Origin of the sequence: Streptomyces sp. HUAS TT7 (assembly GCF_051550175.1) — a bacterium.
Classification (GTDB): domain Bacteria; phylum Actinomycetota; class Actinomycetes; order Streptomycetales; family Streptomycetaceae; genus Streptomyces.
This window is the reverse complement of the sequence record NZ_CP196176.1, coordinates 186,851-198,516: the sequence shown is the minus strand read 5'-3', so window position 1 is coordinate 198,516 and position 11,666 is coordinate 186,851. Positions and strand designations below refer to the sequence as shown.

9 protein-coding genes are annotated in these 11,666 nt (G+C 69.4%); 6 read left to right on the top strand and 3 right to left on the bottom strand.

Translation table 11 applies throughout. From position 1 onward, the window contains the following. Positions 1-107: 107 nt before the first annotated feature. Positions 108-3,314 carry a non-ribosomal peptide synthetase gene (locus tag ACSHXC_RS41365; RefSeq protein ID WP_438297330.1) on the top strand — a complete coding sequence of 1,069 codons (3,207 nt, stop codon included), beginning with the start codon at positions 108-110 and terminating at the stop codon, positions 3,312-3,314. A 183-nt stretch (positions 3,315-3,497) separates the two neighbouring features. Here the strand turns inward: ACSHXC_RS41365 and ACSHXC_RS41360 are convergent, their stop codons facing one another. Next, positions 3,498-3,800, bottom strand: coding sequence for a chorismate mutase (locus tag ACSHXC_RS41360; protein ID WP_438297329.1), 303 nt, complete (start codon positions 3,798-3,800; stop codon positions 3,498-3,500). A 621-nt stretch (positions 3,801-4,421) separates the two neighbouring features. Here ACSHXC_RS41360 and ACSHXC_RS41355 point away from each other — a divergent pair. Further along, the gene (locus ACSHXC_RS41355) at positions 4,422-5,012 is read left to right on the top strand and encodes an LmbU family transcriptional regulator (protein ID WP_438297327.1); all 591 of its coding nucleotides are present in this window, start codon (positions 4,422-4,424) and stop codon (positions 5,010-5,012) included. A gap of 127 nt (positions 5,013-5,139) precedes the next feature. Here ACSHXC_RS41355 and ACSHXC_RS41350 read toward each other — a convergent pair whose 3' ends face one another. Further along, positions 5,140-5,811, bottom strand: a complete 672-nt coding sequence (locus ACSHXC_RS41350; protein WP_438297326.1) for an FMN-binding negative transcriptional regulator — start codon at positions 5,809-5,811, stop codon at positions 5,140-5,142. Between the two features lie 383 nt (positions 5,812-6,194). Between ACSHXC_RS41350 and ACSHXC_RS41345 the strand changes: the two genes are divergently transcribed. Beyond that, positions 6,195-7,538 carry a lysine N(6)-hydroxylase/L-ornithine N(5)-oxygenase family protein gene (locus ACSHXC_RS41345; protein WP_438297325.1) on the top strand — a complete coding sequence of 448 codons (1,344 nt, stop codon included), beginning with the start codon at positions 6,195-6,197 and terminating at the stop codon, positions 7,536-7,538. A 93-nt stretch (positions 7,539-7,631) separates the two neighbouring features. Here the strand turns inward: ACSHXC_RS41345 and ACSHXC_RS41340 are convergent, their stop codons facing one another. Further along, positions 7,632-7,844: an MbtH family protein gene (locus ACSHXC_RS41340; RefSeq protein WP_438297323.1), complete on the bottom strand. Its 213-nt coding sequence runs from the start codon at positions 7,842-7,844 to the stop codon at positions 7,632-7,634. Positions 7,845-8,352: 508 nt separating this feature from the next. Here ACSHXC_RS41340 and argJ point away from each other — a divergent pair. Genes argJ through ACSHXC_RS41325 form a run of 3 tightly spaced genes read left to right on the top strand, consistent with a single transcriptional unit; the run spans position 8,353 to position 11,656 of the window. Continuing rightward, entirely contained in the window at positions 8,353-9,507 is a 1,155-nt protein-coding gene (argJ, locus tag ACSHXC_RS41335; RefSeq protein ID WP_438297322.1) for a bifunctional glutamate N-acetyltransferase/amino-acid acetyltransferase ArgJ, read from the top strand. Continuing rightward, positions 9,504-10,406, top strand: a complete 903-nt coding sequence (gene argB / locus ACSHXC_RS41330; RefSeq protein WP_438297321.1) for an acetylglutamate kinase — start codon at positions 9,504-9,506, stop codon at positions 10,404-10,406. Before argJ ends, argB begins: the two co-directional genes overlap by 4 nt. Continuing rightward, entirely contained in the window at positions 10,403-11,656 is a 1,254-nt protein-coding gene (locus tag ACSHXC_RS41325; protein ID WP_438297319.1) for an acetylornithine transaminase, read from the top strand. Before argB ends, ACSHXC_RS41325 begins: the two co-directional genes overlap by 4 nt. Positions 11,657-11,666: the final 10 nt, after the last annotated feature.

Genomic DNA, 11,666 nt, shown 5'->3' with positions numbered 1-11,666 from the left:
GCTCCGCTCCACCGCGGGTCCCGCTGCGTGCGGGGCCCGCCCCATCCATCAGTGCAAGTGCAGTTCTGACGGCGGCCGTTTTCTGTGGACGCGAAGGGAATGACGAGATGACCGACGTGACGATCGGCCGTGGTGCCCTGCTCGGTGAGGAACCGACGGTGCTGTTGCGGGAACGGGGGCCGGCGGCCGGGGACGACCGGCTTCCGCTCTCCCTCGGCCAGGAGCAGCTGTACCGGCTGGCATCACAAGGGGCGGAGCACCGCCTGATCGTGGCGCTGCGCCTGAGCGGCGAGCTGCGGCAGACGGCGCTGACCGAAGCGGTGCGGCAGCTGGTGGCCCGGCATGAACCGCTGCGCACCACCTACGCCGTGGTGGACGGCCGCCCCTGCCAGAGCGTGTGGCCCGTCGCTCCCATCGAGCTGGAGTTCGCCGATCTGGAGCCGCTGCCCGCAGCGGATCGCCAGGCCCAACTGGACGTCCGGACCGGGGAGTTGCTCGCAGCACCCTTCAACCTCGCGTCCGGACCGGTGCTGCGGGTGCTCCTGGCCCGCCTGACCGCCACCGAGCATGTCCTGGTGCTGTGCCTGCACCGGATCGCCGCGGACGACTGGTCGAAGGACGTCATCACCGCGGAACTGGGCGAGCTGTACGCGGCGGCCGTGGCGGGCCGGCCCACCCGGCTGCCCGAGCTCACCGCGCGGTACGCGGATCACGCGGCCTGGCAGCGCAAGCGGTTCACCGACGCCAAGCTCGACTCTCGCGTGGACTGCTGGCGCAAGCGCCTCGCCGACCTTCCCGTGCTCCGGCTGCCCACCGACAGGCCCCGGGGCGGCGGGCGCGGCGCGGACGGCGCGCTGTACGAGTTCGAGGTAGCCGCCGACGTCGTCAGCGGCCTGGACGAACTGGCCCGGGAGCAGGGCGGCACGCTGTTCGGCGGCCTGTTCACGGCATGCCAGGTGCTCTTCTCGCGATACACCCAGCAGCAGGACCTGGTGCTCGGCACCATCGCGGCCGGCCGCGAGTCCCGGCCGCAGCTCAAGGACCTGGTCGGCCACTTCGCCAACCCGCTGGTCCTGCGCGGGACCGTGCTGCCGCAGACGCCGTTCACGCAACTGCTCGCCGAGAGCACCCAGACCATCCAGGACGCCCACGCCCACCAGGAGGTGCCCTACGAGCGTCTCCTGGAGGAACTGGGGGACAGGGGAGAGGGGGGCCGCCAGCCGCTGGTGCAGGCGATGGTGGTGCTGCGCGACGCACCCGGCGACGCCCCCGAGCTGCCCGGACTCACGGTGCGGGAGTTCCGGCCGGCCGGAGTCCCCGCCGCGTACGACGTCATGGTGGAGTTCCGCCCGACCGGCACTGGTGGACTGGCCGGTGTCCTGGAGTACGACACGGCGCTGTTCGACGCGACCACCATGGAGCGGCTCGCCCGGCACCTCGGGGTGCTGCTGACCGCCGCCGTGGCCGACCCCTCGCGCCCGGTCGCCGACCTGCCCCTCCTCGACGAGGAGGAGCGCCGCACGGTGACCGCCGACTGGGCCGTCAACCGCGTCGACTTCCCCGCCGACCGCGGGGTGCACGAGCTGGTCGGCGACCGGGCACAGGAGCAGCCCGACGCGGTCGCGGTGGAGGACGGCTCGGACACGACGACGTACGCGGAGCTGGACGCGCGAGCCAACCTGCTGGCCAACCTGCTGGTGTCGGCCGGGGTCCGGCCGGGATCCTTCGTCGCGGTGTGCCTGCCGCGAGGTCCGGAGCTGTTCGCCGCGCTGCTCGGCGTCCTGCGGGCCGGCTGCGCCTACCTGCCACTGGACCCCGACTACCCCTCCGACCGGCTCGCCTTCATGCTCGCCGACGCCGGGGCGACGGTGTGCCTCACCGAACGGCGGCTGACCGCCAAGCTGCTGGACACGGACGTCCGGATGCTGTGCCTGGACGAGGAGAGGGAGACCATCGCCGCGCTGCCGGCCGAGCCTCCGCGGATCCAGGTCTCGGGGCGCGACGCGGCGTACGTCATCTACACCTCGGGCTCCACCGGCCGGCCCAAGGGGACCGTGATCGAGCACCGCTCCATCACCCGCCTGGTGTGCAACGCCGACTACGTCTCGCTGCGCGAGGACGACGTCGTGGGCCAGGGAGCCGACGCGACCTTCGACGCGGCCACCTTCGAGATCTGGGCGCCGCTGGTCGCCGGTGCCCGCCTCGTTGTGATCGACAAGAACACCCTCCTCGACCCGGCCGCACTGATCGGCGCGCTGACCCGGCACCGGATCACCACGCTGTTCCTGACCACCGCCGTGTTCAACCAGGTCGTCGCCGCCGACCCCACCGCCTTCCGCACACTGCGCAACCTGCTCTTCGGCGGCGAGGCGAGCAACTCCGCCCGGGTGGCCCAGGTGCTCGCAGCCGAGCCCCCGGAGCGGCTGCTGAACGTGTACGGGCCCACCGAGACCACCACGTTCGCCACCTGGCACCTGGTGCGCGAGGCCGACGAGAACTCCTCCGTCCCCATCGGCGGTCCGCTCGCCAACACCACGGTCTACGTGCTGGACGAGCAGCTCGCCCCGGTGCCCGTGGGAGTGGTCGGCGAGCTGTACATCGCCGGCCCCGGAGTGGCCCGCGAATATCTCAACCGGCCCGAACTGACCGCGGAACGCTTCCTGGACAACCCGTACGGCGAGGCCCCGGACGACCGGCTGTACCGCACCGGAGACCTGGTGCGGTGGACGTCCGAGGGAGTCATTGAGTACGTGGGCCGGGTCGACCACCAGGTCAAGGTCCGGGGCTACCGGATCGAACCGAGCGAGATCGAGCTGGTTCTCGCACAACACCCGGACATCGAGGCCGCGTTCGTCATGGCCCTGGAGGAGGGCGGGCACAAGCGCCTCGTCGGCTATGTGCGGCCCGCCACCGGGCGGCAGGCGCAGGCGGCCGAGCTGCGCGACTTCGTAGCCGCCCGGCTGCCGGAGTTCATGGTGCCCTCGGCTTTCGTGTCGCTCGACGAGTTCCCGCTCACCCCGAACGGCAAGATCGACCGCAAGGCGCTGCCGGCTCCGGAGCACCCGGTGGAGGGCGGCGACGGACTTGAGCCGCGCACCGACACGGAGCGCCTGCTGGCCGGTATCTGGGCCGAGGTGCTCGGTCTCGCCCAGGTGGGCATCACCGACAACTTCTACCAACTGGGCGGCGACTCGATCCTCGGCATCATGGTCGTCTCCAAGGCGAAGAAGGCCGGGCTGCCGATCACCGCCAAGGACGTGTTCCGGCGGCAGACGATCGCCGAACTGGCCGAGGCGGTGGCCGGCAAGGCGTAGGAGCGCGGCACACCGCGGCCCGCCGGGTTCTGCCCGGCGGGCCGCGGTGCTGTCCGGGAGAGCTCGCTGGGCGAGCGGCTCGCGTCGCACGCCGGAGCCATGAGAAACGGCGGAGGGACCGCACCCTTGGGTGCGGCCCCTCCGCCGTTCGTGGCGTGCAGGCGAGTGGGGGTCCCGTCCGGCTCAGATGCGGCCGCGGCCGAGCTCCAGGAGCGTCATGGCGAGGGCCGTACCGGGCTTGCCGAAGGCCCCGTTGTAGGTAGACAGGATCTCCATCTCGCGCGACAGGTTCACGCGCCGGCCGCCCGATGCGATACGCGTGTCCTGGATCATGGCCGAGAAGGCGATGCGCTCCCGGATCAGGCCGATGATGCGGTTGTCGAGCGCGTCGATGCGCTCGCGGGCGTCGCCGATCAGCGACGCGGCCTGCTCCGTGCGGGCACCGGTCGTCTCGGTAGGCGCCTGCGCGGTGGTGGTGGCGGTCATCTTCGGGCCTCTTCTCGATGGCGGGAGCGGTTGCTTCCGTACGCGGTGCAAGGGGACCGGGAGGCAGCTGCCCGGGCGGTCCTTCGCACCCGCACTCGGCGGGTGCCCACGGCGCCGGCGAGTGCGGCGAACCGTCGCGGACAAGGAGACCCGAGGGCGCGCAACAGGTGCGCAACACGGCTGCCGTGTCGGCCTGTTGCGCACCGGTTGCGGGCCGGAGTGTTCGATGGTCCATGAGCGAACCCGCCCCCGCGCGAGAGGGAGTGTGCCGCGCGGGCGCGGGGGAGCGAGCCAATAGCCGCCATGACGTGGGGAGTTCTGTGGTCGAGGCGAACGGGGGAAGTGGTCGACGGGTGTTGTCGGTCCGGACGTGCATCGTGAGCCGCATGAACGGCCGGCACCGTGCCGCACTCGAGGGCTGCTGCCGAATTCCCATGAATCTATTCCTGTTTGGGAGCGGATCGCGCTGCTCCAGCGCTTCGCGTCCATTCACACGGAGGCATGATGACCAGTCGGACCAGTGATCCCGCAGGCGCCACAGTTGCCCCTTTCCGCCGAAGGTCCGAAGGCCTGCCCAGGCAGCGCCGGGGCAGCGGCGCGGACGGGGCACGCCACGGCCAGGTGCTCACGACGAAGGTGGGTCTGCAGATTCCGGCGGGGACGACTTACGAGGACTGGGAGCAGGCGGGCCGTCAGCTCTCCGGCATCGTGGACTCGTCCTCGTGGTGGCTCGGCGACTGGCTCGTCTATGGCAAGGACCACTACACCGACCGCTACCAGCGGGGCATCCGCACGGCCGGGCTGCAGTACCAGACACTGCGCAACTACGCATGGGTCGCCCGGCGGTTCGAGTTCGGCCGACGACGGCAGGCACTGACGTTCCAGCACCACGCCGAGATAGCCTCCCTGCCCGTCGACGAGCAGGAGGTGTGGCTCGACCGCGCCGAGCAGAAGAAGTGGACCACCAAGCAGCTCCGCGGCGCCCTGCGGGTGGCGCGTGCGGGCGAGCCGCGCGCCGGCAAGCAGCTCCAGACGACGCGGAGCCTCGCACTGCCCGACAGCCGCCTGCAGTGGTGGCACAAGGCCGCGGAGCAGTCGGGTCTCGACCTCGAACAATGGGTCCTGGAGACGCTCGACAGCGCGGCCGGACGGGCCCTGGAGGAGATAGCGGAGATGGAGGAGATGCGGGAGCGGGCCAGCATCAGCGCCTGAATTCGTACAGCCGGAAAGCGGGAGCCGCCGCGCCCGGACGAATGCCGAGGGCCCGCACTCCAGCCGGAGTGGGGGCCCTGAAGGCTGCCCGGACGAGAGCGCTAGGCGACGATGGGCCCTCGCTCCTTCAGACCCGCGCGCACGGCAGCTCGCTCATGAGCCTGGCCGTGTCGCGGTGACGGCCGCACTCCCGTCCGGCGAAGGACTGCTGCACGCGGTCACGGACTTCCGGCGCCTGCTCCTGGCTGAGCTTGAACATGCCGTCGGCGCCGGTCACCCTGACCCGGAACGCACCGACGGCCGGCGCGAGTTTGTGGAAGTAGCCGATGGACTCGGACATGTCCCAGCCGGTGCCGAATTCGCCCTCGAAGGCCCGCACGGTGGACTGCACCACCTCCAGCGTGTCGTCGAGCGAATCGAATTTCTCCACCACGCCGTGCACATGAACCGAGGTGAAGTCCCAGGTCGGAGCAGCCGGCGTGATGTCGTAGACCGTCGGCGAGACATAGGCGTGCGGGCCGGTGAAGACCAGCAGGACCGAGCTTCCCGACTTGAGTGCCTTCCAGTGGGGATTCGCCCTGTTCATATGGCCGAGCAGGGTCATTCCGGACAGGTCGTCGGTTGGTTCGCCATTCATCTGCGGATCCGGGATGACCGGCAGGTGAGTGGCGAAAGGGCTCGCGGGAGAACTTCCGTCGGCCGGGCCGCTGTTGGTCGCCATAAGCGCCATCGGATTGTTGCGGATCAGGTCGACCATCCATGAACCGTCCGGTTCACGATATTGGCTGGGAACGAACATCTGACATCCACCCTTTCGGAGATCTCACTCGAAGACGAGTCCAAGCAGCATCGACGCTACTGGTGATTCGAGCGGTTCTGTCAAATGTTTTCGGAGCAGTCGCCGCGCTGTCCTGTCGACAGGACAGCGGCGCCGGGTGCCTGCCTTGACCGAAAGTCTTGCAACGCTCGTCCGGCCGCTCTACGTTGGTTCCCGAAGCATTCTTGAGTGCCATACGCGAATGCTTCTCTCCCGGACTGCCGGTTGAGATTCCGAGACCATCTGCCGTGCGCTTGACGACAGTTGACGACTTTCCTGATCAGGGGCCTCTTGGGGTATACACAGATTGGCCTGCCGAAACTACGGCAGGTTCCGTCACAGCTACGCAAACGGGAGAATTCTCTATGAGTACTCGTGCACACGAGATATACGACGTGGTCGGCATCGGTTTCGGCCCGTCAAACCTGTCGCTCGCCATCTCCCTGGAAGAACACCGGGAGAATGTTCCGGCACATCCGACCAAAGCCGTGTTCTTCGAGCGGCAGTCCGCGTTCGGCTGGCACCGCAACATGCTGCTGCCGTCGGCCACCATGCAGATCTCGTTCCTGAAGGACCTGGCCACCTTCCGGAACCCGGTGTCGCGCTTCGGCTACGTGTCGTACCTGCACGAGTCGGGCCGGCTGGCGAAGTTCGTCAACAACATGGACTTCTTCCCCACCCGTCTTGAGTTCCACCAGTACCTGGAATGGGCGGCGGCAAGCTTCGACGACCGGGTCCACTACGGCTCGGACGTCACGGCGATCCGCATGCCGCCGGCCGACGGCGCCGAGCGGCCCGACTACCTTGAGGTCGAGGTCAGGGACAACGCCACCGGCGCCAAGCGCCTGGTCAACGCGCGCAACGTGGCCATCTCGACAGGGCTCGTACCGCGCATGCCGCAGGGCATGAAGAGCGACGAACGCGTATGGCACAGCTCGGAGTTCCTGGCCAAGTACCGGCGCATGAACCCGGCCGACCTCAAGAACGTGGCGGTGGTCGGCGCCGGCCAGAGCGCCGCCGAGATCACCCGGTTCCTGTACGACAGCCTTCCGCACGCGCAGGTGTCGGCGGTCTTCCCGTCGTACGGATATTCCGTCGCGGACGACACGCCTTTCGCGAACCAGATATTCGACCCGGACGCGGTCGACCACTACTACTACGGAACGGAGAAGGCACGGGAATCGTTCTGGCGCTACCACAAGAACACGAACTACTCGGTGGTCGACGCCGACGTCATCAAGGACCTGTACCGGCGCTCCTACGACGAGGACGTCCAGGGCGTCCAGCGCCTGCACTTCCTCAACATGACGCGGGTCAGGGAGGTCAAGCGGGCCGGAGACGAGACGCGCGTTCTGCTCGACACCCTGCTCGACGGCCATACACGGGAACTCGACGTGGACGCGATCGTCTTCGCCACCGGCTACGACTCCCTGGACCCGAGCCGCCTGCTCGGCGACCTCGACCGCCATTGCCTGCGCGACGACGCCGGGCGCCACCAGGTACAGCGCGACAACCGGCTGGTCACCACCCCGGAACTGTCCTGCGGCATCTACATCCAGGGAGGTACCGAGCACACCCACGGCCTGTCGTCGGCCCTGCTGTCGAACATCGCCGTACGCAGCGGCGAGATCGCCGACTCCATCGTCAGCAGCCGTCCCGCGCCGCGGCAGCAGGAGGCCCAAGGGGTACTGGCCGCGGTGGGCGGATGAGCCGTGAACCTGTGCGAACGGCCCGTCAGCCGGGCTGACGAGCCGTTCGCGTGTCCCGCGGCGGGGCTATGGAGACTGCCGGCGGGCAGTCGCCTAGGCGGCCATCGCCTCGCGCAGGCTCTTCGGGCGCAGGTCGGTCCAGTTCTTCTCGACGTAGTCCAGGCACTCCTGGTGACCGGCCTCGCCGAATGTCACCCGCCAGCCGGCGGGGACCTCGACGAAGGACGGCCACAGGGAGTGCTGCTCCTCCTCGTTCACCAGGACATAGAACTGGCCATCCGCGTCATCGAACAGGTTGCTGCTCATCGTCCACTCCAATTCAAGCCGTTCACGATCGGCTTTCCAGCGGGAAGCCATTTCGTGATCCGTGTACTCTGCGAGGTGGATAGGCTCCCCAGCCCGCATTCTTAGGGTGTTCGGCCTGTCGGAGCCGGGGCTTTCGGCGACTCCGGGCTCTTGCAGGCCGGTTGATCGGTCCATGCATATCAGCGTTGCGCCTGCAGTCAAAGCCAGGTGGTTCTACCCTGGATCAGATCTTGAGGTGTCCTGTGGACAGGACAGTCCGCGCTGAAGGACTTGAATTGCCAGCAGTTTGGCACAAGGCGCTGGACGGACGGTCAAGTTCCGGCCGATAGTGGCCGACGTACCCCTCCGGCACCGGCGACGGAGCCCAGGAAAGCCGGTCGGCAAAGGTGCGATTCACCTGCCCTTTGCGGCGGCCGTGCCGCTCCCGCCAACAGCACGGGCCGCGGCCTTGTCGGTGGCCGCCATCGGCCCTCAGGAAACAGGAATTTTCCACCTTAGGAGTTTCGCCATGAGTGTTACGGCAGCGCAGGGCTTCTCGGCCGCAGGCGTCGCAGCCGGAATCAAGAGCAATGGCAACCCGGATCTGGCCCTTGTGGTCAACAGCGGCCCCAGCAGAGCCGCGGCGGGCGTCTTCACCTCCAACCGGGTGCAGGCCGCGCCCGTCGGGTGGAGCAAACGGGTGCTGGCCGGCGGGGTGGTGAGCGCCGTCGTCCTCAACTCCGGTGGCGCCAACGCGTGCACGGGACCGGAAGGCCTGGAAGACACGCGAGCCACCGCCGAGAAGGCAGCCGAGGTGCTCGACGGGCACACCGCCGACCAGGTCGCCGTCGCCTCCACCGGGCTCATCGGCGTCCGGCTGCCGATGGACCGGCTGCTGCCGGGAGTCGAGAAGGCGGCCGTCGAACTGTCCGCGGACGGCGGCGAGAACGCGGCGGTCGCCATCATGACCACCGACTCGGTGCACAAGACCGCCGTGTACGAGGGCGATGGCTGGACCGTCGGCGGCATGGCCAAGGGCGCCGGCATGCTCGCTCCCGGCCTCGCCACGATGCTGGTGGTCCTGACCACGGACGCGGACCTCGCCAGCGAGACCCTCGACGAGGCGTTGCGGGCGGCGACCCGCACCACCTTCGACCGGGTCGATTCGGACGGCTGCATGTCCACCAACGACACCGTGCTGCTGCTCGCCTCCGGAGCCTCCCAACAGGCCCCGGAGTACGGGGAGTTCGCCGAGGCCGTGCGTATGGTGTGCGACGACCTGGCGCGCCAGCTCATCGGCGACGCCGAGGGCTCCTCCAAGGACATCCGCATCGATGTCGTCGGCGCGGCCTGCGAGGACGACGCCGTCGAGGTCGCCCGGAACATCGCCCGCAACAACCTCCTCAAGTGCGCCATCCACGGCGAGGACCCCAACTGGGGACGGGTGCTCGCCGCGATCGGCACCACACGGGCGACCTTCGACCCGGACCGGCTCAACGTCGCTTTCAACGGCGTGTGGGTCTGCAAGGAAGGGGCGATCGGCGAGGACCGCGACCGGGTGGACCTGCGCGGCCGGGAGGTCGTCATCACGGCCGACCTCGCCGCGGGCACCGAGTCGGCCACCGTCTGGGCCAACGACCTGACCGCCGAGTACGTCCACGAGAACAGCGCGTACGCCTCATGAAGACCGACCAGCATCCGGGCCTGGCCAAGGCGGAGTCCATCATCGAGATGCTCCCGTGGCTGGTCCGCCACCGGGGCGAGATCGTCGTCGTCAAGTTCGGCGGCAACGCCATGGTCGACGACGAGCTGAAGGCCGCCTTCGCGCGCGACATCGTCTTCCTGCACCACGCCGGACTGAAGCCGGTGGTAGTCCACGGCGGCGGGCCGCAGATCAGCGCGGAGCTCGACCGGCGTGGCCTGGCCAGCGAGTTCAAGGCCGGCCTTCGCGTCACCACGCCCGAGGCGATGAACGTCGTGCGCATGGTGCTCGCCGGCCAGGTCCAGCGCGAGCTCGTCGGCCTGGTGAACCAGCACGGCCCGCTCGCCGTCGGCCTCACGGGCGAGGACGCGCACACCATCACGGCCGCGAGGCACTGGCCCGAGATCGATGGCGAGTTGGTCGACATCGGCCGGGTCGGTGAAATCACCGAGGTCGACACCGGCGCCGTCGAGGCGCTCCTCGATAACGGCCGGATCCCGGTGATCTCCTCGATCGCCCACTCACAGGACGACGGACATGTCTACAACGTCAATGCTGATACGGCGGCTGCGGCGCTCGCTGCGGCGCTTGGCGCCGAGACCCTGATGGTCCTCACCGATGTCGAAGGCCTCTACGCCGACTGGCCCAACAGCGACGAGGTGATCGGCCGGCTCACGGCGACGGAGCTGGAGAAGCTGCTGCCCGAGCTGTCCAGCGGCATGGTGCCGAAGATGGCCGGCTGCCTGCACGCGGTACGCAACGGCGTGAGCGACGCCCGCGTCATCGACGGCCGGGTCCAGCACGCGGTCCTCCTTGAGATGTTCACGGACGAGGGAGTCGGCACGGTGGTCGTGCCGGACGACGAAGAGGGGAAGTCATGAGCGAGGGTGCGAATACGGAGCTCGTCCGGCGCTGGCAGGCGTCGCTGATGGGCAACTACGGCACGCCGCGCGTCCCGCTGGTGCGCGGCGAGGGCACCGCCTTCTGGGACGCCGACGGCAAGAAGTACCTGGACTTCGTCGGCGGCATCGCCGTCAACTCCCTGGGTACCGCGCACCCGGCCGTCGTGCAGGCCGTCAGCGAGCAGATCGGCCGGCTCGGTCACGTGTCGAACCTGTTCGTCGCCCCGCAGCCGGTCGAGCTCGCCGAGCGGCTGCTCCAGCTCGCCGGCCGCCCGGGGCGGGTCTTCTTCTGCAACTCGGGCGCCGAGGCCAACGAGGCGGCCTTCAAGATCGGCCGCCTGACCGGGCGCCGGCACATGGTGGCCACCCGCGGCGGGTTCCACGGCCGCACCATGGGCGCCCTGTCGGTCACCGGTCAGCCGGCCAAGCGAACCCCCTTCGAGCCGTTCCCCGAGGACGTCACCTTCGTCGAGTTCGGCGATGCCGAGGCCCTGCGCCGCGCCGTCACCGGGCGTACGGCCCTCGTCGTCATCGAGCCGATCCAGGGCGAGAACGGCGTGGTCGTTCCGCCCCCCGGCTACCTCGCCGCCGCCCGTGAGATCACCCGGGCCGCCGGAGCGCTGCTCGCGGTGGACGAGGTGCAGACCGGCATCGGCCGCACCGGCCACTGGTTCGCGCACCGGGCGCAGGGCATCGAGCCGGACATCGTCACGCTGGCCAAGGGCCTTGGCGGCGGTCTCCCGATCGGCGTGACCCTCGCCTTCGGCACAGCCGCCCAGCTCCTGGGCCCCGGTTCGCACGGCACCACCTTCGGCGGCAATCCGGTCTCCTGCGCCGCCGCGCTCGCCGTACTCGACACCATCGCCCGCGACGACCTCCTGCGCCACGTCGAGCGGCAGGGCGAGAAGCTGCGCAGTGGCATCGAGGAGCTCGCGCACCCGCTGGTCGAGGAGGTCCGCGGCGCGGGTCTCCTGCTGGGCATTGTCCTCGCCGAGCCGCTCGCCCTCCAGGTGCAGCAGGCGGCGGAGGAAGCGGGCCTGTTGGTGAACGCCGTCGCGCCGGAGGTGATACGCCTCGCCCCGCCGCTGATCCTGGGCGACGACGACGTGGCCGCCTTCTTGCGCACACTGCCCCGGGTACTGGGCCAGGTGCACGAGGGGTGGCGCCGGGCGTCGACGGCCGTCGACGCCCTGACCGAGGTGCGCACCGAGCACCTGGCCCGGCTTTGAGATGGCCATG